This is a genomic window from Micromonospora sp. LOL_015 (genome assembly GCF_048060275.1).
GTDB lineage: Bacteria > Actinomycetota > Actinomycetes > Mycobacteriales > Micromonosporaceae > Micromonospora_E.
Map to the genome: position 1 here is coordinate 1 of NZ_JBHMIO010000006.1, position 20,619 is coordinate 20,619.

The 20,619-nt window shown below is 70.4% G+C and carries 15 protein-coding genes; 6 read left to right on the forward strand and 9 right to left on the reverse strand.

Features of this window, described 5'->3' with window-relative positions:
• The first annotated feature begins 483 nt into the window (after nucleotides 1–483).
• Entirely contained in the window at nucleotides 484–831 is a 348-nt protein-coding gene (locus tag ACFHWU_RS07970; RefSeq protein WP_416590200.1) for a hypothetical protein, read from the forward strand.
• Between the two features lie 99 nt (nucleotides 832–930).
• On the forward strand, nucleotides 931–2,160 hold the full coding sequence (locus ACFHWU_RS07975) for an MFS transporter (protein WP_416590201.1): 1,230 nt from the start codon (nucleotides 931–933) through the stop codon (nucleotides 2,158–2,160).
• 28 nt (nucleotides 2,161–2,188) lie between these two features.
• On the opposite strand, the gene ACFHWU_RS07980 is transcribed toward ACFHWU_RS07975, so the two are convergent.
• A complete protein-coding gene (locus ACFHWU_RS07980) occupies nucleotides 2,189–2,707 on the reverse strand; it encodes a CGNR zinc finger domain-containing protein (RefSeq protein ID WP_416552788.1) in 519 nt (172 codons plus the stop codon).
• Between the two features lie 96 nt (nucleotides 2,708–2,803).
• Here ACFHWU_RS07980 and ACFHWU_RS07985 point away from each other — a divergent pair, with 96 nt between their 5' ends.
• Nucleotides 2,804–3,718: an alpha/beta fold hydrolase gene (locus ACFHWU_RS07985; protein WP_416568159.1), complete on the forward strand. Its 915-nt coding sequence runs from the start codon at nucleotides 2,804–2,806 to the stop codon at nucleotides 3,716–3,718.
• A gap of 24 nt (nucleotides 3,719–3,742) precedes the next feature.
• On the opposite strand, the gene ACFHWU_RS07990 is transcribed toward ACFHWU_RS07985, so the two are convergent.
• The 3 genes from ACFHWU_RS07990 to nrdR form a co-directional block, all read right to left on the reverse strand.
• Complete coding sequence (locus ACFHWU_RS07990; RefSeq protein ID WP_416590202.1) at nucleotides 3,743–4,279, reverse strand: DUF2332 family protein; 537 nt, start codon at nucleotides 4,277–4,279, stop codon at nucleotides 3,743–3,745.
• A gap of 94 nt (nucleotides 4,280–4,373) precedes the next feature.
• Nucleotides 4,374–9,563 carry an adenosylcobalamin-dependent ribonucleoside-diphosphate reductase gene (locus tag ACFHWU_RS07995; protein ID WP_416590286.1) on the reverse strand — a complete coding sequence of 1,730 codons (5,190 nt, stop codon included), beginning with the start codon at nucleotides 9,561–9,563 and terminating at the stop codon, nucleotides 4,374–4,376.
• 311 nt (nucleotides 9,564–9,874) lie between these two features.
• Complete coding sequence (gene nrdR / locus ACFHWU_RS08000; protein WP_416552794.1) at nucleotides 9,875–10,372, reverse strand: transcriptional regulator NrdR; 498 nt, start codon at nucleotides 10,370–10,372, stop codon at nucleotides 9,875–9,877.
• Nucleotides 10,373–10,918: 546 nt separating this feature from the next.
• Between nrdR and lexA the strand changes: the two genes are divergently transcribed.
• Complete coding sequence (lexA, locus tag ACFHWU_RS08005) at nucleotides 10,919–11,593, forward strand: transcriptional repressor LexA (RefSeq protein ID WP_416553142.1); 675 nt, start codon at nucleotides 10,919–10,921, stop codon at nucleotides 11,591–11,593.
• A 48-nt stretch (nucleotides 11,594–11,641) separates the two neighbouring features.
• On the opposite strand, the gene ACFHWU_RS08010 is transcribed toward lexA, so the two are convergent.
• Nucleotides 11,642–13,444, reverse strand: a complete 1,803-nt coding sequence (locus tag ACFHWU_RS08010) for a hypothetical protein (protein ID WP_416590203.1) — start codon at nucleotides 13,442–13,444, stop codon at nucleotides 11,642–11,644.
• Between the two features lie 94 nt (nucleotides 13,445–13,538).
• Nucleotides 13,539–14,942, reverse strand: a complete 1,404-nt coding sequence (gene hflX, locus ACFHWU_RS08015; RefSeq protein ID WP_416553144.1) for a GTPase HflX — start codon at nucleotides 14,940–14,942, stop codon at nucleotides 13,539–13,541.
• A gap of 385 nt (nucleotides 14,943–15,327) precedes the next feature.
• Here hflX and ACFHWU_RS08020 point away from each other — a divergent pair, with 385 nt between their 5' ends.
• Nucleotides 15,328–16,827, forward strand: a complete 1,500-nt coding sequence (locus ACFHWU_RS08020) for an NAD-dependent malic enzyme (protein ID WP_416552798.1) — start codon at nucleotides 15,328–15,330, stop codon at nucleotides 16,825–16,827.
• A 49-nt stretch (nucleotides 16,828–16,876) separates the two neighbouring features.
• On the opposite strand, the gene miaA is transcribed toward ACFHWU_RS08020, so the two are convergent.
• A complete protein-coding gene (miaA, locus tag ACFHWU_RS08025; protein ID WP_416553146.1) occupies nucleotides 16,877–17,833 on the reverse strand; it encodes a tRNA (adenosine(37)-N6)-dimethylallyltransferase MiaA in 957 nt (318 codons plus the stop codon).
• The gene (locus ACFHWU_RS08030) at nucleotides 17,830–18,696 is read right to left on the reverse strand and encodes a hypothetical protein (protein WP_416552800.1); all 867 of its coding nucleotides are present in this window, start codon (nucleotides 18,694–18,696) and stop codon (nucleotides 17,830–17,832) included. Before ACFHWU_RS08030 ends, miaA begins: the two co-directional genes overlap by 4 nt.
• 265 nt (nucleotides 18,697–18,961) lie before the next feature.
• On the opposite strand from ACFHWU_RS08030, the gene ACFHWU_RS08035 reads away from it, so the two are divergent.
• The gene (locus ACFHWU_RS08035) at nucleotides 18,962–20,170 is read left to right on the forward strand and encodes a DUF349 domain-containing protein (protein WP_416552802.1); all 1,209 of its coding nucleotides are present in this window, start codon (nucleotides 18,962–18,964) and stop codon (nucleotides 20,168–20,170) included.
• A gap of 69 nt (nucleotides 20,171–20,239) precedes the next feature.
• Here ACFHWU_RS08035 and ACFHWU_RS08040 read toward each other — a convergent pair whose 3' ends face one another.
• On the reverse strand, nucleotides 20,240–20,590 hold the full coding sequence (locus tag ACFHWU_RS08040) for a hypothetical protein (RefSeq protein WP_416590291.1): 351 nt from the start codon (nucleotides 20,588–20,590) through the stop codon (nucleotides 20,240–20,242).
• Nucleotides 20,591–20,619: the final 29 nt, after the last annotated feature.

Below are 20,619 nucleotides of genomic sequence, written 5' to 3' on the forward strand. Positions count from 1 at the left end.
GCCACGACCGGCCAGCGACCATCCACATCTACCGGGTCCAGCCACCACCAAGATCAACTTAAGCTACGTGGCATTGGGGCGCCAGGGACGTTCCGCGAGTGGTGCGAACGCAGCGCAGACGCATTGCGCTGATGCAAGACCCAGTGCGACCGGGCTCCCGGACACCACTCAGCATTCTTCCCGACGCCACCAGGCCCGCAGGAACGTCTCCTGCACCGTGTCCGTGTCCTCGGCGTCCTCGAACGGCCCGAGCATCCGGTCGGCTTGCTGCCATCAGCCGCGTCTCCACACCTATCAGGTCGTCGTTCCGCTCGTCGTGGCCGTCGCAGGTATGACGGGGGTACGGACACGAAAACTCATCATTAGAGAGCCGACCGCAGCCGCAAGATCAGCTGACGAGAATGCGGGAGTTCCTCGGCGTGTCACCCGAGTTTACGTCATCTGATCCTGGCGGTCCGCTGGCACCGGCACCGGAGCAACCGTGTGCGCGTACCGCTTACCCGGCCAGCGCGACGGGCGGTCAGATCGGTTTCTGCGGACAGGCGGCGGTGCCCCGGCGAGACTGGGGCGTCTGATAGTCCCGGCAGGCGCGCTGGCGGCTTCGTCCTGACCTGCGACGGCGACGTCGTCGGTCTGTCCAACCTGTTCGCCGCTGACAGCGGCGAACAGTCCGATGTCCGGGCGACCGCCATCACCGAGGCAGCCGTCCACATTCCAGGGCTGCCGCTGGTCAGCTACGAGCAGGGCGACGACCTCGCGCGCGCCCGAGCACACGGCTTCGCCCCGATCGGCGCCCTGCGGGTCTGGCTGCACCAGCCCGGCCAACCATGATCACTTGACGAAAAACCGGCCGACACGCCGACACGATCCCAGCAGAGCATCAAGTGATCATGGTTGTGCCTGACCTCGGCCGATTGCCTGACTGGTCCGGTGCCGGTCCCGCTCTGGCGAAACCGTGACTTCCTCCTACTGTGGAGCGGCCAGGTCGTATCGACGCTCGACACCCGGATCAGCGGCCTCGCGTACCCGCTGCTCATGCTGGCCGTCACCGGCTCACCGGCGCAGGCCGGTCTGGTGGCGGCCGCACAGGCCACCCCGTTCCTGATCTGGTTCCTGCCGGCGGGTGCCCTGGTCGACCGGTGGCCCCGCAAGCGGATCATGCTCGTCGCCGACGCAGGTCGAGCGGTGGCCCTGGCATCGGTCGCGGTGGCCGTCGCGCTCGGACGGATCACGATCGGACACCTCATGGTCGTGGCCTTCGTCGAGGGGACGCTGTACGTCTTCTTCCTGCTCGCCGAGACCGCCGCCCTGCCACACGTGGTGCCGAAACCCCAACTGCCGACGGCGATCACCCAGAACCAGGCCCGCGACCAGGGTGCCGACCTGGCCGGCCAGCCGTTGGGCGGCCTGCTGTTCGGGCTGGGCCACGCGGTGCCGTTCGCCGCCGACGCCGTGTCGTACGTGGTGGGCGTCGCCCTGGTCGCCCCGATCCGGCGGGACCTGGAGGAGAAGCGGGTGGCGCAGCGTCGCCCCCTGCTGGCAGAGATCGCCGAGGGTGTCCGCTGGCTGTGGCGTAAGCATCTCCTGCGCGCCCTCGTGGCGATCGCGTCGGCTGGCAACCTGGCCTTCAGCACCCTCAGCCTGGCCGTCATCGTGCGCGCCACTGACCTCGGCGCGTCCCCGACCGGCGTTGGTCTGCTGCTCGGGCTCTTCGGCGTGGGCGCGATCGCCGGTGCCCTGGTGGCCCGGCCGGTACAACGCCTCGTTTCCCCGAACGTGATCCTGATCGGCGCGCTCTGGTGGTGGGTCGCGCAGATGGCGGCGTTGGCCCTGGCCCCGACCGTGTTCACGCTGGGGGCGGTCTACACGGTCGGCGCACTGGTGGGCCCGATCTTCAACACCACCACCGCCGCCTACCGGTACGCCCTGACCCCCGACCGCCTCCAGGGCCGGGTCAACGGCGCCTCCCGGATGATCGGCTGGGGTGCCCGCCCCGTGGGCGCCCTCCTCGGCGGCACAGCGCTGGAGACCCTGGGCGCGGTGCCGACCTTCGCCGCCCTGGCGGCGTGGCTGGCCGTCGTCACGGCGGCATCGACGACGAGCCGCCAGATCAGGTGCGCCCCGAGGCTGGAAACGCTGGGCGAACGAACCGGATCCTGAGTTCGTGCGGTGGACCGTGCTGCCCTGTTCAGGGTGCCGGCTCCCGGCGGGCGCGTTGTTGGTGGCGGCGCGCCTTCAGCCGGTTGCCGCAGGTCTTCATCGAGCACCAGCGGGCGGTGTTGGCGCGGCTGCGGTCCAGGTGGAACAGGCGACACTCGGTGTTGTCGCAGGGCCGCAGTCGGCCGGGTAGCCGGGCCTGTACGTCGAACCAGGCGAGCACCAGTTGGGCGGCGAGCATCCGGTCGGGGGGCCCACACAGCCGCCAGCGCAGGCCCGACGCGTCGACCTCGGGCAGCTGCTGGACACCGGCGAGGATCCGTCGCAGGTCCGCTTCGGGCACGGCACCGCGGGTGGCGGTCTGCAGCGCATCTCTGGCGGTCCGCAGCCAGGTGGCCGCTGCCGGGTCGCCGCAGCCGCCGTGGCGGTGCGCCCACCGCCGCAGCGCGGCGTCGTCGGCCCACTGATCCTGCGGTCGGCCGTCCACCACGGGTGTGCTGTTCAGCGCCTCGATCAGCGCCTGCTCGTCGATCACGGTGATCTCACCCACCCTCGCCACTAACCCTCTCACCGCGCTTGACAGGTTATCGCAGATCGGCTCCACTTGAATCCAGATAACCACCACGAAGTTCTGAGAGGGTTAGAGATGGTCGAAGTTCACCACCGGTACGCCACCGTGCGAGGGCACCGCGTCTTCTACCGACAGGCCGGCCCCCACGACGCGCCGACGCTGCTGCTCCTGCACGGATACCCCACCAGCTCACGTATGTTCCGCCGGCTGATCCCGCGACTCGCCGACCGGTTCCACGTCATCGCCCCCGACCACATCGGCTTCGGCCACTCCGACGCCCCGCCCGCCGACGCGTTCCCGTACACGTTCGACGCACTCACCGACGTCACCGAAGCGTTCCTGGCCGAGCTCGGCGTCACCCGCTGCGCCATCTACGTGCAGGACTACGGCGCTCCGATCGGATGGCGACTCGCCCTCCGCGCCCCCGAGATGATCACCGCGGTCATCAGCCAGAACGGCAACGGGTACGACGACGGCTTCGTCCCCGACTTCTGGACACCCGTGTGGGCGTACGCCGACGATCCGGGACCGGACACGGAGCCGGCGGTGCGCACCGCCCTCGGTCTGGACGCCATCCGCTGGCAGTACCTGCACGGCGTGGACCGCCCCGACCTGGTCGACCCCGACACCTGGACGTACGACCACCGCGACATCAGCCGCCCCGGCAACGACCTGGCACAGCTGGCACTCTTCCGCGACTACGCCACCAACCCTCCGCTGTACCCGAAGCTGCACGCGTATTTTCGGCGCAGTCAGGTGCCGCTACTGGCCGTTTGGGGGGCCGAGGATCTGATCTTCGGGCCGGACGGGGCGCGTGCCTTCGCGCGGGACCTCCCGGACGCCGAGATCCACCTGGTGCCCGGCGGCGGTCACTTCCTGCTGGAAAGTCACCTGGACACCGTGGTCGGCCACATCCGGGACTTCCTGTCCCGCGCGCTGCCGACAACCCGGCCGGCGACAGCCCGCGACGCGCGGACCACCCACCTGTGAAACGGCCGCCGCCCGGGTCGGCGGTCAGCCGAACCAGGTCATCCCCTGGCCGTGTGGTCGGGTCCAGGCCAGCGGCAGGCCGCGTACCAGGTCGACGAAGACCGACCGGCGCGACGCCGGCACGTGGTAGAGCACGGCAGTGTGGAACACCACCAGCGTCGCCTCCGGCGGCGCCGACCGGTCCGGGTAGAGACACAGGCCCGCCGACGCGCCGACTTCGAGAAGCGCAAGCGGCTGCGGCAACGCCGCCAGCACCGGCAGCAGTACGGCGCACCGCCCGGCCTCGTTGGTCTGGGTGAGGCGGCGACGCAGCTGCGCCTCGACCGCCGGCCAGCGCGCCACCGTGAAGTCGTGGAACGCGGCCGGCTCGTCGACCGGCCCGCCGAGCAGCCGGACCACGCCGAACAGCAGGTCCGGCTGCCGGGTCGGCGGCGGCAACGAGTCCAGCAAAGCGAGGAGATCGTCGTCGCGGGCGACCGCGTACGCCAGCCGCTGGTAGCTGGGCGACACCCCGGACGCCTGCCGGCGGGCGAAGTCGGCGTACACCTCAGCGGTGGTCATCGCTAGATGATCACCCTGCCCGGGAGGTGCCGTCGTCAGCTGAACCGCGAACGGGGAGCCGGATCACATCCGGCTCCCCGTGACACGTGTTCGATCAGCTGCAGCCGGAGGTGGAACCGCAGCCCTCACAGACGTAGCAGCTACCGGCCGGGCGCATCTTCGTGCCGCAGGTGAAGCAGAGCGGCGCGTCGGCCGCCTTGCCGATCACCGCCTCCAACAGCTCCGTCGACGAGTGCACCGACGAAGGGGCCGGCGTACTCGCGGCGGCCGGCTCGGTCGCCGTACCGCTGCCGGAGTCGGCCGACGACGGTGCCGACGCCTCCGGATGCTTCGGCTCGACCGGCGCGGACACCGCCATCTCCGACAGCTCCGACGCCGCGTTCTCCGCCTCCGCCTCGGCCCGCATCTGCGCGGTCCGCTCGGCGGCGGTAAAGATGCCCAGCTCGGCCCGGCGGTCGTACGGCAGGAAGTCCAACGCCAGGCGACGGAAGATGTAGTCCATCACCGACGCCGCCATCCGCACGTCCGGGTCGTCGGTCATGCCGGCCGGCTCGAAGCGCATGTTGGTGAACTTCGCGACGAACGTCTCCAGCGGTACGCCGTACTGCAGGCCGATCGAGATCGCCACCGAGAAGGCATCCATCACCCCGGCCAACGTCGAACCCTGCTTCGACATCTTGAGGAAGACCTCGCCGAGGCCGTCGTCCGGGTACGACGAGGCGGTCAGGTAGCCCTCGGCACCGCCGACCGAGAACGACACCGTTTCCGACGGGCGCTTCTTCGGCAGCCGCTTACGCACCGGGCGGTACTCGACGACCTTTTCGACGACCTTCTCGATCACCTTGGCCTGCTCGGCGGCGGCGGTCTCCTTGTCCTTGTCCGACTTGGCCGCCGACAGCGGCTGGCCCACCTTGCAGTTGTCCCGGTAGATCGCCAGCGCCTTGAGGCCCAGTTTCCAGCCCTCGAAGTAGATCCGCTCGACGTCGGCGACGGTCGCCGCCTCCGGCATGTTGACCGTCTTGGAGATCGCCCCGGAGATGAACGGCTGCACCGCCGCCATCATCCGCACGTGCCCCATCGGCGCGATCGACCGCTCCCCCATCGCGCAGTCGAACACCGGGTAGTGCTCAGTGCGCAGGCTCGGCGCGTCGACCACGTGCCCATGGTCGGCGATGTGCTCGACGATCGCCTCGACCTGCTCCTCCGGGTAGCCGAGGCTGCGCAGCGCGCGCGGCACCGTCTGGTTGACGATCTGCATCGAGCCACCGCCGACCAGTTTCTTGAATTTGACCAGCGCCAGATCGGGCTCCACCCCGGTGGTGTCGCAGTCCATCATCAGACCGATGGTGTTGTGACTGACGAACCCGCCGGCGACGTAGGTGACGTTGGCCGGCACCGACAGGTCGTACGTCGGCTGCACGCCACCGTCCTCGTTCGCCGCCACTGTCTCGTAGAGGTAGCCGAGCGCGTGCCCGAGGCGGTCGTCCAGCACCTCGCCGTAGATCTCGCCGGCCAGCGTCCGCGACACGCCGCCGGTCTTCGCCAGCGACTGCACGACCGCACCGCGCATCGGGTGTCCGGCCGGCACCAGCAGATCCCACAGCTCACGCGGCAGGTGGATTCGGTCCCGGTTGCCGGTCTGCTGCGGCGCGGCGACGATCTGCTCCGCCTTGCGGGCGCCGATGAAGCCGATCGTCTCCTCGTACCGGATCGCGTGGTCGGTATTGCGCAGCCGCACCTGCCAGATGTCGCTGCCCATGCCGCTGCGGGTCCGCCGGGTGGTGGTCGCCATCCCGAGGGTCAGCAGCAGGGTACGGATCTCCGCGGCGAACGACTCGGTGGACGTCGACACGGACGGCACTCCCTCGATCACCGTCCCGTCGGCCTCGAACAGGCCGCGCAGGAACGCGACGTAGACGGTGACGTCGTTGGTCTCCAGGATCGCCGACGGCACCCGGGGCGACCAGCCCTTGCCGGTGTGTTCCGGGTGCGGCAGAGTCTTGGCGAACCCGGCTGCCTGCCACCAGCGGGCCAGCCGCACCGAGGAGAAGACGACCTCCTGGTAGCCGGTGCGCGCCGCGACCTCCGGTTCCAGCCCGAACAGGCCCTTGCCGAGCACCCGCAACCGTTCCACCACGTCGAGGTCGGTGTCGGCTACGGCGAACCGCAGCCCCTTGGCGTGCAGGCTGCCGTCACCCATGAAGTAGCCGACCAGTTCGGCCAGCTCGGCGTCGACCGCGTCCGGCACGTACAGTCGCCGGTCGCCGGCGTAGTATGCCTGGTCGAGCACCGGCAGCGGCACCCTACGTGGCTCGCCGACCAGGGTGCCGAGCTGCACCGGTACCAGGTCGCCGGGGGCAACCTCGGCCATCCGCTTCCAGACCCATTCGCCGGTCGCCGGTTCCACCACCTTGACCCGGTGGGCCAGGGTGCCCTGGATCTGGTAGCCGCCGTTGGTGACCACCCGGCGAGTGGGCTCCTCACCGTTGACGAAAAACTTCGTCGCCTGGCGGGCTCCCTCGTCGGTCGACACCATCATGTCGAGGTCCTGCCAGCGGTCGCCGTAGACGTCGCCGATCTCACCGAGTCGCATCAGCCCGCGGTCGGTGGTCACCATTGTGTCCGCGGTGAGGCAACCAGTGGGCGCGAGTACACTTGCCTGGGAATTGCGCCAGCCGTTTTTTTCGCCGATCTTGTTGCCGATTTCCCATTGCCGGGCGGCTTCCCGGGCCAGGGCGGTGGCGGTCGGGCCGGTCGGGCGGATCTCATCGCTGGCAGCGGCGTGCTTACGCATCACCCGCTTGTGGCCCTCGGCGTTGCGGGCGTAGCCGTCGTAGGCGCCGACCACGCCGGCCAGTTCCGCCGAGCGGCGGTACGCCGTACCGGTCATTACCGAGGTGATGGCGGCGGCGTAGGACCGGCCGGCTTCCGAGTCGTACGGCAGGCCGGACGCCATCAGCAGCGCACCGAGGTTGGCGTAGCCGATGCCGAGCTGCCGGTACGCCCTAGTGGTCTCGCCGATCTTCTGGGTCGGGAAGTCGGCGAAGCAGATAGAGATGTCCATCGCGGTGATAATGAACTCGACGGAGTGGACGAACTTTTCCAGCTCGAAGCCGCCGTCGGCCCGCAGGAATTTCATCAGATTGAGCGACGCAAGATTGCACGACGAATTATCTAAATGGACATATTCACTGCATGGGTTAGATGCGGTGATACGTCCGGTTTCCGGGCAGGTGTGCCAGTCGTTGATTGTGTCGTCGTACTGCAGACCCGGGTCGGCGCATTCCCAGGCGGCCTGTGCGATGGTGCCGAACAGCTTCTTGGCGTCGACGGTGTCGATCACCGAGCCGTCGAGCCGGGCCCGCAGGTCGAAGTTGCCCCCGTCCTCGTACGCTCGCATGAACTCGTCGGAGACCCGGACCGAGTTGTTGGCGTTCTGGTACTGGACGCTGACGATGTCGGCACCGCCGAGGTCCATGTCGAACCCGGCGTCGCGCAGCGCCCGGATCTTGTCCTCCTCGCGGGCCTTGGTCTGCACGAACTCCTCGATGTCGGGGTGGTCCACGTCGAGGATGACCATCTTGGCGGCCCGGCGGGTGGCGCCGCCGGACTTGATGGTGCCGGCCGAGGCGTCGGCGCCGCGCATGAAGCTGACCGGGCCGGAGGCGGTGCCACCGCTGGACAGCAACTCCTTGGAGGAGCGGATCCGGGACAGGTTCACCCCGGACCCGGAGCCGCCCTTGAAGATCAGCCCTTCCTCTTTGTACCAATCGAGGATGGAATCCATCGAGTCGTCAACGGCGAGGATGAAACAGTTGTGCACTCGCAGGTTGTCGGCGAGGTACTCCCCCGACTCGGTCTGGATGTCGTAGACCTCCATCGCCCCGAGCGGTTCGACCCGGTCGATGACGAGGCGTTTCGTCGCCTTGGCGGACCGGCCCACCTTGGCAAAGCTCTCCTCCAGCTTGCCGGACTTGCGGGCGTCGACGAACCCGATCTCTGCGGCGAAGGTGTCCCGGTCGCCGTGGTTCTGGATGCGCAACGACCAGGTGCCGTGCCGGTTCGGTCGCGGGTCGGCCTTGAAACCGACCCGGGCGAAGATCCCGAAGCGCAGCAGCAGCCGCTGCAGCCCGCGAATCAACCGCTCGCCGACCATGTCCACGCCGACCAAGGTGGACGCCTCACGCGCCGAGACATAGCCCTCTGCCTGGAAGATGCTCTTCAGATAGGCGGCGACGACCGGCAGCGGCGCGGTGAACAGCGTTGCCGGCACCTCCATCTCGGTGCCCCGGGCAAGCAGGCCCCACTTGTCGATGAACGGGCGCAGATTCTCCCCGGACAACCGGGTCCGCCGGCAGTCGAGGGTGACGTCCTGGGCGACGACGCGGCGTTCATGGCGGTGTGCGCCAGGGAAGACCTGGTCGATCGCGGCGACGACCCAGCTGAGTTCGTCGTCGTTGACGGTCATCGCCTCGATCGTCAACGACCGGTTGGTGCCCTGATCGCACTGGCCGACGAAGCCGTCTGACTGCAGCCAACCGGCCAGCGCGGCCTCGTGGACGTCGCCGGGGTGGAACTCCGCCTCGCCGTCGCTGCCCCGCCGGTGCCATTCGAGAGTGTCGCCAGCGACCAGGGTGCCGGCTTCGACGAACCGACCGGTGCCCTCGCCGGTCGATTTCCAGACCAGGTGGTCTGCGGTGACGTCCAGGGTGTAGCCGGCTTTGGTGTGCAGGCGCAATACGTCCTTGATGCCGTTGGCCTGGACCGCGAGAATTCGGGTCAGCCCGTGTGCGTCGTAGACCTTGGCTCCGACGGCGTTCTCCTCGACCAGCTTGCCGATCGGGACGAGGCCGGCCGGCGTGCTCACGAGCGAGTGGTACGGCTGGCACGCTGATACCTGCTGCGGGGAGGCGGTGCCGACGTTGAACCAGACCGGCGAGTTGAAGCTGAACACCTGGTGCAGCAGCATCCAGGTCAGCTCGTGCTCGAAGATCTCGGCGTCGGCGCCGGTGGCGAAGTAGCCGTGCTGCTCCCCCGCTGCCCGGTAGGTCTTCACCACCCGGTCGATCAGCTGCTTGAGCGACCATTCCCGCTGCGGGGTCCCCACCGCTCCACGGAAGTACTTGGTGGTGACGATGTTGGCCGCGTTGACGCTCCACGACTCCGGGAACTCCACGCCGCGCTGCTCGAAGTTGACCGTGCCGTCGCGCCAGTTGGTCATCACCACGTCGCGGCGCTGCCAGGTCACCTCGTCGTACGGGTGCACACCCTCGGAGGTCCACACCCGCTCGACGGTCAGGCCGCCCGCGCCGGCCTTGGCCCGTACCCGCGCGTTGGAGCCCGCGGCCGATCCGGCCTTGCCGTTGGTCGACCCGGCCTTGCCGTTGGCCTTCGCCGTGCCGCCGCTACCGCTACCGCCTGTCTTCGCGGTCACACCTTCCCCCGCCATCTGATCGCCCCCTCAGGCTCTCGCGCAGCGTCGTGCCACGCGGTCGTTTCCGTCTTGCCGTCAGCTTTTTTTCTCGGCCGTACCCGCCCCACCGGGACCGGCGGTCGGCCGTACGCCCTGCTGTTCCAGGTTTGCCGCGGGGCCGGTCAGCCGGGCCCGGGCCCGGCCGCCACCGGGGTCGTCGCGGCCTGCCGCGCCCCGGCGGCGGCCCGCAGCGTCTCGATCTCGCGCTCGAAGTCGTCCAGCGAGTCGAAGGACCGGTAGACGCTGGCGAACCGCAGGTACGCCACCTCGTCCAGCTCGCGCAGCGGCCCGAGGATCGCCAGCCCGACATCGTGGCTGGGGATCTCGGCCGCACCCTTGGCCCGTACGGTCTCCTCGACCTTCTGGGCCAGCAGGGCAATGGCATCGTCGTCCACCGGTCGGCCCTGGCATGCCTTGCGCACCCCGCCCATGATCTTGGATCGGCTGAACGGCTCGGTGACGCCGCTGCGTTTGACCACGGCGAGCACCGCCTCCTCGACGGTGGTGAACCGCTTGCCGCACTCCGGGCAGGACCGGCGGCGGCGGATGAGCTGGCCGTCGTCGGCTTCCCGCGAGTCGACCACGCGCGAGTCGGCGTGCCGGCAGTACGGGCAGCGCATGCCGATGTCCCTTCCGTCGAGCCGCGGGGTCGAACGGGCGCACAGCGGTCACCGCGGGTTACCACGGTGTGCGGGGCCAACCTGCTGGAGACGTTACTCTCAGTCAGGAGACCCAACCTGTGGACAACTTACGCCCTTGTAACTACTAGATGTTGGGGTCGACGTTAGGCCGCAACCGGGGTCCGGTCAAGTTGACCGACACCCTTCGGCGCGTCGTCACTCTGCCAACACCGATCCCTGCCCGAGGGTTACCGCCCATGCCACCACCGAAATAAGTCGAACATGCGTACGATAAACTACTGCCAGGACGACACGCACCGACATCTCGTACAGATGTTTGAACCTGACCGAAACTCTGGTTACCGTCTTGGTCGATACCAATGGTGCCGATCAGGACGCGATCTGACGGCCGGGGAGAGGACGGATGTGTCGAGCGACGACAGGGCGGGCCCGCCCCAGCAGGGTAGCGGCAGCAGCGGCGCGACGACGGTCAACGCCGGTGCGTCGGTTCGTGGACGGCGGGGCAGCCGCTCCGGCGAGTCCCGGTTGCGCGCCGTGACACCGGTGGTGAGCGCCTTCCCCGAGCCGGTCAGCGGCGAGCTGACCGCCCGGCAGCGCCGGATCCTGGAGTTCATCCGCAGTTGGGTGGACCGGCACGGTTACCCGCCCAGCGTGCGGGAGATCGGCGAGGCGGTCGGCCTGGTTTCCCCGTCCAGCGTCGCCTACCAGCTCAAGGAGCTGGAGCGGAAAGGCTTCCTGCGCCGGGATCCGAACCGCCCCCGGGCGGTCGACGTGCGTCCGCCGCACGACGCCGCCGACGACGAGGCCGAACGGGCGCTGCGGCCAGCTCCGGCGTACGTGCCGATGCTGGGCCGGATCGCCGCCGGTGGGCCGATCCTGGCCGAGCAGGCGGTGGAGGACGTCTTCCCGCTGCCCCGCGAGCTGGTCGGCGAGGGTGAGGTGTTCATGCTGCAGGTCAAGGGCGATTCGATGATCGACGCGGCGATCTGCGACGGCGACTGGGTGGTGGTACGCCAGCAGCCGACCGCCGATTCCGGGGAGATCGTCGCCGCGATGATCGACGGCGAGGCCACGGTGAAGACCTACCGGCGGCGCGACGGGCACGTCTGGTTGATGCCGCACAACGCCGCCTTCGACCCGATCCCCGGTGACGAGGCCACCATCATGGGGCGGGTGGTGGCGGTGCTACGCCGGGTCTGACCGGCGGGCACCAGAGCTCGGCGGGGTGTCAGCAGCGGGAGCGGTGCGTCAGCCGTGCCACTCGTCCGGATCCTCAGGCACGGGCCGGCCGTAGACGCCGGGTTCCCGCTCGCCACGCCCGGCTGGTGGGCGCGGCGAGCCAGCCCGTGGCTGGTCGTAGCGGTCGGCCGGGTAGCCGTCGCCCGGGTAGTCGCCGCCGAGGTCCCAGGATCCGCCTGACTCGCGAGCGTCCCTGCGGTCGCCTGATCGGCCGGAGTGCCCGGTGCCGCCGTAGACGCCGGCCGCGCCGGGCCGGGCCGGTGGCGCCGGTTTGGCCGCCCCGTACACCGCCCCGGAGTCGACCCCGCCAGCCGGGCGGTAGCCGCCAGTGTCCGGCGGCGGTGCCGCCGCGGCCCCGTAGACGCCGGCCCGGCCACCGGTGGCGGGCTTGGTTGCGCCGTAGGTCCCGCCGCCGGCGGGCGGTCTTGCCGCCGCCCCGCCGTAGACGCCGCCCGGGGCGGCCGACCCGGCGGCGGGTTTCGCCGCGCCGTAGACACCGCCGGATTTGCGGCCGGCCGGGGCCGGTCCGCCACCGGGCAGCGCGCCGCTGCCCAATGCCCCGCTGGCGTAGGCACCGCTGCCCAGCGAATCGCTGGCGTAGGCCGCAGCGCGGTCGCGGTCCCCCGGGTCGCGGTCGGACCGGTCCGGGTCGCGGTCGGCGCGGCCTCCGCCGCGTAAACCGGTCGCCGCCGACCGTGCCGTCCGTCGGGCCCGGACAATGCCGAAGATGCCGAGCCCAACCAGCAGTGCGCCGAGCACGCCGACCGCCGCGATCAGCAGATTGATCTCCTGCAGGCTGATCTGGTTGAGCCAGGACGGTCCGTCCCGGTCGCTGCCGCCGCCGGTGTCGTCGACCTCGGCCGCGACCTCGGTGCTCGGGGTGTAACGCAGGATCTCCACCGGGGTTTCCTCGTCGAGGGTGGCGACGTCGGAGACGGTGAGGAAGGTGGTCCCGTCCGTGGAGTAGGCGATCGATTCGCCGAACGGGTCGGTGAGCGGGGTGGCCCGGGGGCGTTCGGTGGTGAGCGTCGTGACGATGTCGCCGTCGGCCGGCAGGTCCCACTCGAAGGCGTCGGCGTAGGTGCGCAGGGCGATCCGGCTGCCGTCCAGGGCCCGGGCCGCGCCGGTGACGGTGAGCCGGCCGGCGGCGGCGAACAGGTTCGGGGTGCTGGTGGTGGGCAGTTCGAGTTCGCCGACCCGCTCCATCGGCACCGGGTCGTCGTTGTCGCTGCGGAGTTGTTCGACCGGGCGGTACAGGCCGGACGGGCCGGTCTCCTTGGTGATGATCAGCGGGGTGCCGTCGTTGGCGATCAGCAACGCCTCGGCGTCGTGCGGGCCGTCCGGGTAGCTCACCCGGTGGATGACCGGTTGGGCGGAGCCGTCAACTGGCAGGGACCACAGCGCGATTCGTTCGCGACGCTCGTCGGCGGTCGGGTTGTCCCCGACGTCGGCGATCCAGAGGGTCTGCCCGTCCGGGGAGATCGCCAGGTCCTCCGGGTCCAGTGGCGGAGTCGGGTACTGGATGGCGTTGGCGACGTCGCAGGACGAGTCGAGGAAGAACACCCGCTCGTTGCTGTCGATCTCGGTGCTGTCGTTGACCACGACGTAGCCGCCGGCGGTGGCGACGAGACCGGAAATCTCCCGCAGCCGCTCGTCGGTGATCTCGCAGACCGGCTCGCCCGGTGTCACCTGCTGGGCAGCGGGCGGGGAGGGGTCCTGGGCGGGCAGGGCCATGGCCGGGCCGGCCGGAGCCAGGAAGTGAATCGTGAGTAGTCCGACGGCGATCGCGGCCGGGGTCAGGAGCCGACGCATCCGACGAGTGTCGCACGCCGGCCTGAGCCCAACTGTTACACCGTGATCCATCACGTGAAGTCTTCGGCGGACCACTGGGTTTGCTGAAAAAATGTCACTCGCCCGGGGTGAGGAACGGTTGGAGTTCGGCGGCCAGTGCCTCGTCTACGCGCGCCTGCAGCAGTGTACCGGCGGCGGTGTGCCGGGTACCGAGGACCTCACCCCGGTGGTGCACCCGGGACACCAGGTCACCCCGGTGGTACGGCAGCATCACGCTGACCTGGATGGCCGGTCGTGGCAGGCGTTGCTCGATCGCGGCGCGCAGGCTGTCGATGCCCCGGGCCTGCCGGGCGGAGACGAAGACCGCGTCGGGCCAGAGCCGCTTGAGCCGCAGCAGCTCCTCCTCGCTGGCCGCGTCGATCTTGTTGACGACCAGCAACTCGGGGCGACGGTCGGCACCCACCTCGGCGAGCACCTCACGGACCGCGCGAACCTGTTCCTCCGGATCAGGATGGGCACCGTCGACCACATGCACCACCAGGTCGGCCTCGGCGACCTCCTCCAGGGTGGAGCGGAACGCTTCGACGATCTGGTGCGGCAGGTGCCGAACGAAACCGACGGTGTCCGACAGGGTGTAGACCCGGCCGTCGGCGGCGTGCGCCCGGCGGGTGGTCGGGTCGAGGGTGGCGAACAACGCGTCCTCGACCAGCACCCCGGCACCGGTGATCCGGTTCAGCAGGCTGGACTTGCCGGCGTTGGTGTAGCCGGCGATCGCCACCGCCGGCACCGCGTTGCGAGTACGGCGGGCGCGTTTGGTCTCGCGTACCGTCCGCATACCTTTGATCTCCCGCCGCAGGCGGGCGATCCGGGTACGGATCCGGCGCCGGTCCGTTTCAAGTTTGGTCTCACCGGGGCCGCGCAGACCAACGCCGCCGCCGGCACCGCCGCCACGGCCACTGCCGCCGGTCTGCCGGGACAGCGTCTCGCCCCAGCCGCGCAGCCGGGGCAGCAGGTACTCCAGCTGGGCCAGCTCGACCTGGGCCTTGCCCTCTTTGCTCTTGGCGTGCTGGGCGAAGATGTCCAGGATCAGCGCGGTCCGGTCGATGACCTTGACCTTGACTTTCTGCTCCAGGTTGCGCAGCTGTGACGGGGAGAGTTCGCCGTCGCAGATCACCGTGTCCGCGCCCGAGGCAAGCACCACGTCGCTGAGTTCGCCGACCTTGCCCCGGCCGACGTAGGTGGCCGGGTCAGGCCGGTCGCGGCGCTGGATCAGGCCCTCCAACACCTGGGACCCGGCGGTCTCGGCGAGCGCGGCGAGCTCGGTGAGCGAGTTCTCCGCGTCGGTCACCGTCCCGCTCTCCCACACTCCAACCAGCACCACGCGCTCCAGCCGCAGCTGGCGGTACTCGACCTCGGTGATGTCGGCGAGTTCGGTGGAGAGCCCGGCGACGCGGCGCAGCGCGTGCCGGTCAGCCAGCTCAAGGTCGCCGACGGTGGTGTCGTCGTCCGTCGGCTTGATCGGACCGTCCGGCCCGGTTTGACCATCGGGCCCGGTTGGGCCGTCCAGGTCGGCGGCGGTCGACAGGTGGAACGGCGGGTGAACCGTCTCCTCGGCACGATATGTACGCAAAAGCTGCCTCCTCAGGATTCGATCGTGACACGCCGACGGCCGCGCCGCACCTACATATCAGGACGAGGGCTGCCCGCACGGCCGGTACCTGGTCGGGTCGCGGCCGCGCGCCGGTCCGTTCGCAGCCGACGCCGGGCCGGGTGGTCGCGCCGCGACCTGCGGCTGAACGGCTACGGCACGCCGTACGCGGGGCGGAGCGGGCCTGGTGCGGATCACGCGCAAGAATGGTGCAGCGGCCCGGTCCGGCCGCCCCCACCAACGACGGAGGGATCCCGTGGCGACCACCCGCCTGCCCAGTGCCGGCTTCTCCATCACCATCCGGATCAGCATCCCCGCCGACGCGTCCGCGATCGGCCGGTTGACCACCTGTGTCGGCGATGCTGGTGCCATCGTCACCGCTCTCGACGTGGTCGACTCCGACCCGGTCAGCGTGGTGGTCGACCTGACCTGCGACACGGCCGACGCGGCGCACGCCGACGACGTGGTCAAGGAGCTCGAGGCGCTCGACGGCGTCGAGGTCCGCAAGGTGTCGGACCGGACGTTCCTGCTGCATCTGGGCGGCAAGATCGAAGTGGCCCCGAAGGTGTCGCTACGGAACCGGGACGAGCTGTCCCGGGCGTACACGCCGGGGGTGGCTCGGGTGTGCCTGGCGATCGCCGACAATCCGGCCGACGCGCGCCGGCTGACCATAAAGCGCAACACCGTGGCGGTGGTGACCGACGGCTCGGCAGTGCTCGGGCTGGGCAATCTCGGCCCAGCGGCCGCGCTGCCGGTGATGGAGGGCAAGGCGGCGCTGTTCAAGCGGTTCGGCGGCGTCGACGCCTGGCCGGTGGTGCTGGACACCCAGGATCCGGACGAGATCGTGTCGATCGTACGGGCGATCGCCCCGGGCTACGGTGGGATCAACCTGGAGGACATCGCCGCGCCCCGCTGCTTCGAGATCGAGTCGAAGCTGCGGGAACTGCTCGACATCCCGGTGTTCCACGACGACCAGCACGGCACGGCGATCTGCGTGCTGGCCGCACTGACCAACGCGCTGCGGGTGGTGGGCAAGCAGCTCGGCGACGTACGGGTGGTGGTTTCCGGAGCGGGCGCAGCCGGCACCGCCATCATCAAGCTGCTGCTGCGCCAGGGCGTCGGCGACGTCATCGCCTACGACCGGCCGGGGGCGCTGCACCGAGGGCTGAGTGGGCTCAACCCCACCTGGCAGTGGCTGGCCGAGCACACCAACTCAACCGGGTACGCCGGAGATCTGCCCGGCGCGTTGCGCGGCGCGGACGTGTTCATCGGGGTAAGCGCGCCAAATCTGCTGACCGGCGACGACATCGCGACGATGGCCCCGGACTCGATCGTGTTCGCGCTGGCGAACCCGGATCCCGAGGTGGACCCGCGCGAGGCCCGCCGGCACGCGTCCGTCGTCGCGACGGGGCGGTCCGACCAGCCGAACCAGATCAACAACGTGCTCGCCTTCCCCGGGGTTTTCCGGGGGATGCTGGACGCGCACGCCGAGACATTCACCGACGACATGGCGTTGGCGGCGGCACGGGCCATCGCGGACGTGGTGGGTGAGGACCGAATCAACCCGACGGTGATCGTGCCGAGCGTGTTCGATCCCCGGGTGGCGCCGGCGGTGGCCGCTGCGGTCCGAGCCGCGGCGCTGGCCCCGGACCTGGCCGCACAGACGGACGTGGCCGCACCCACACAGACGGCCTTGGCCACCGCTCCGGTCAGTATGCCCACCATCCAGCAACGGTCGGCGGCGGCCGACAACTGACTCTGGGCGGCTGGCGGCGGCCGGACCGGGTTGGCTGAGCCGGCTACGATCAGCTGCCCGGAGCGCGCAACGCGGCATGCGCCGCCCGGACCAGGTCGGGGTCTGCGCCGTCGAGCCAGCACACCCGGGCGTCGCGGCGGAACCAGGAACGTTGCCGGCGGACGAACCGGCGGGTCGCCCGTACCGTGTCCGCCCGGGCCTGTTCCTCGTCGTACTCACCGTCGAGCATCCGGAGCACCTGCTGGTAGCCGAGCGCCCGGCTCGCCGTACGGCCGTCCCGTAGGCCCCGCTCGAGCAACGCGCGGACCTCGTCGACCAGGCCCTGCTGCCACATCCGGTCCACCCGACGGGCGATCCGCTCGCCGAGTGGACCGGTGGGCAGGTCCACACCGAGTTGTACGGCGTCGTAGTAAGGCACCGGTTCCGGCAGAGCGGCGGTGAACGGCCGCCCGGTCAGCTCGATCACCTCCAGCGCCCGGACAATCCGCCGCCCGTTGCCGGGCAGAATCGCGGCTGCGGCCGCCGGGTCGGCCGCAGCCAGCCGGGCGTGCAGCGCAGCCGGGCCGGTTTCGGCGAGTTCGGCTTCGAGCCGGTCGCGCAGTGCCGGGTCGGTGCCGGGGAAGTCGAACTTCTCCAGTACCGCCCGGACGTACAGGCCGGAGCCGCCAACCAGCAGCGGCAGCCGTCCCCGGCGCAGGATGTCGTCGATGGCGGTGCGGGCCAACCGCTGGTATTCGGCGACGCTGGCCGGCGCAGTGACCGGCCAGATGTCGAGCAGGTGGTGCGGAATGCCGGACCGTTCGTCGACAGTGAGCTTGGCGGTGCCGATGTCCAGCCCCTGGTACAGCTGCATCGAGTCGGCGTTGACCACCTCGGCGTCGAGTTGCTCGGCGAGGGCGATGCTCAGCGCGGACTTGCCGGCGGCGGTCGGGCCGATCACCGCCACCACCCGGTCCGGGCGGATCGTCGGTGGTCGGCGCGGCCCGGTGCCGCGGCCCTTGGTCAGTTCCGGTCCCACGAGGCGACAAAGTACGCCACGCCGTACGGTGCGGCGTAGTAGGTGAGCCGACCGGTCCAGTCGGCCATGTCGCCGGCCACCGCGCCGGTGTTCGGGGCACCGGCGGCTTCAGCGCCAGCAGTCGCCGCACCGGCGGCCACCTGCCAGGCGGCCCGGCCGGCGACCCGCAGCGCACCGGCCAGGGCCGGGTCCAGGCGGGCGAGTCTCCGGGGGTCGGCGGCGGCGAGGGCGGCGGCGACCTCGTCGTCGAAGGGTTCTGCCCGGTCGTCCTGGTAGCCGGGTGAGGCGAGGCCCCGGCAGGCGGAGCCGTCCCCCATCACCAGGGCCGCCCACGGTCGGTCGGCGCTCCGGGGTCCCGCCGCTGCGGACCCGGCGAGCAGCCGCCCGCGCCGTCGGCACTGTTCGGGTGGCGTACCAGCGGGGACCGCGACCATTTCGACCGCCGTGCGGGCGGGGTCGACGTCGGCGCGGGCGAGCAGCCACGCCGCGACGGTCAGGCTCAGCGGCAGGCGGCGGCTGGCACCGGTCGACGTCGCGTCGGGGGCGGGTACGGCATCGACGACGGCGGCCGCGGGGTTCGGGGACGTGCCCAGGGGTACGTCGACCGCCGCCCCCCAGGGTCGGAAGCTGGCGGACAACGGTGGCCGCCAGACCCGCTCCGCCGAATCGAGATCGGTCGCCGGATCGTCGGTGCCGATGACCACGATCCGCTCGGCGGGGCAGTCGGCCAGGGACCGGACGGCGTCGGTCGCGGCGCGCCGCAGCTCGTCGAGCTCGGCGGCGGCCCCACCGGCCAGTTCGGGAGCGATCACCGGCGGGTGTGGGCAGAAGGCGACGCGCAGCGGGGGCACGGCTTCCACGGTAACCCGTAGTCCTGTTGCTCCACGCAGTCGACCAATCACCTTCAGTGTCGAAATTTGGCCCCTTTGACACCGACTCGTGGGCCAACCACCGACAAGGACACCGTATGGTCACGGTCGGCGACAGGCGCTCGACGCCGGCAGGGTTGGACCTGTGACAATGCGCAGGGGAAACTTACCCGCAACCTAACTGCGCCGTGGCGGCGTCCATCGGGACATCTCGATCCTGCGACGCCGGGAGAACGAGGATGGGCACATGAGCGACTGGACTTCCTTCGGACGGGTTGATGCGGACGGCACGGTCTACGTCAAGACTGCCGAAGGGGAGCGCGCGGTCGGGTCCTGGCAGGCTGGAGCGCCGGAGGAAGGCCTGGCACACTTCGCCCGCCGGTTCGCCGACCTGGTGACCGAGGTCGACTTGACGGAGGCCCGGTTGCAATCCGGCGCCGCCGACGCGACACATTCGCTCAGCACGATCCGACGACTGCGCGGGTCACTGGCCGAGGCCCATGTGGTCGGCGATCTCGATTCGCTGGCCGACCGGCTGGACAAGCTGGCGACCCTCGCAGAGGAGAAGGCGGCGCAGGCCAGAGCGGCGCGCGACGCCGCCCGCGCCGCCGCGCTGGCCCGCAAGACCGAGCTGGTGGTCGAGGCCGAGCAGCTCGCGGCCGAGTCCACCGGGTGGAAGAGCACCGGCGACCGGTTCCGGGAGATTCTCGACGAGTGGAAGACGATCCGCGGCGTCGACAAGAAGGCCGACGGGGAGCTGTGGAAGCGGTTCGCTGCCGCCCGGGACGGCTTCACCCGCCGACGGGGCGCGCACTTCGCCACCCTCGACGCGCAGCGCAAGCAGGCCCAGTCGGCCAAGAACGAGTTGGTCGCCGAGGCCGAGGCGCTGGCCGAGTCGACCGACTGGGCCAGCACCGCGAGCCGGCTCAAGGAGCTGATGGCCGAGTGGAAGGCCGCCCCACGCGCCTCGAAGGAGGCGGAGCAGAAGCTGTGGGAACGGTTCCGTTCGGCGCAGGACACCTTCTTCACCCGTCGCAGCGAGGTCTTCTCGGCCCGCGACGCCGAGCAGCGCGCCAATCTGGAGCGCAAGCAGGCGCTGCTGACCGAACTGGAGGCCGTCGACATCGACGCGGATCCGCGTACCGCGCAGGCGAAGCTGCGTGAGGTGCAGGGCCAGTGGCATGACATCGGCCGGGTGCCGCGCGAGTCGGCGTCGGGGCTGGACCGTCGACTGCGAGCGGTCGAGGACCGGGTACGGGAAACGATGGACTCGGCGTGGCGGCGTACCGAGCCGTCGGCCAATCCCCTGTTGACCCAGATGCGCGAGCAGGTTGCCGAGGCCGAGCAGCGGCTTGAGCGGGCGCGGGCGGCTGGTGACGCCAGGCGGATCCGCGAAGCGGAGAAGGCACTCGCCGGCAAGCGGCAGTTCCTGGCACTCGCGGAGCAGGCCAAATGACATCCTCGCCGCCCTAAACGGCGGCGGTTCCAGCCACGCCGCGCGTGACACGCGCAGCGTTCTGGCAGGTCACCATTTCACCACGCGGTGCCGGGACGGGTCGCCGGTCCTACCCGCGCTCCACGGTCCCTTCGTACCGTCCGACACGACCGCGAAACGCGTCAGCCCCAGACGACCGTCGTCCAGCACCGTGAACCGGGAATCGCGGGTGAAACGGATGGCCTGCCGGTCGTCCTTACGGGACCGGAACCCCGGCGGCGCCACCATCGCACCCTCGCGCCTGCCCGACACGGAGTGGCAGAAGTCGCGGTACGCGGCGTTCAGGTCCGCGAGGGCCTGCCACGACACCACCGCCGACACCTCGCCCAGCCACGCCCGCTCCGGAATCGCCCTGGCCCACGTGATGACCCACTTCGACAACTCGGCGTCCCGACACGTACGGCAGGCCC

Bases quoted from the DNA above. Each gene is read 5' to 3' on its own strand.
- ACFHWU_RS08035 (WP_416552802.1), top strand. From the start codon at position 18,962: ATGAGCGACTGGACTTCCTTCGGACGGGTTGATGCGGACGGCACGGTC.
- nrdR (WP_416552794.1), bottom strand. From the start codon at position 10,372: ATGCGCTGCCCGTACTGCCGGCACGCCGACTCGCGCGTGGTCGACTCG.
- ACFHWU_RS07990 (WP_416590202.1), bottom strand. From the start codon at position 4,279: ATGACCACCGCTGAGGTGTACGCCGACTTCGCCCGCCGGCAGGCGTCC.
- ACFHWU_RS08010 (WP_416590203.1), bottom strand. From the start codon at position 13,444: ATGCGTCGGCTCCTGACCCCGGCCGCGATCGCCGTCGGACTACTCACG.
- ACFHWU_RS07985 (WP_416568159.1), top strand. From the start codon at position 2,804: ATGGTCGAAGTTCACCACCGGTACGCCACCGTGCGAGGGCACCGCGTC.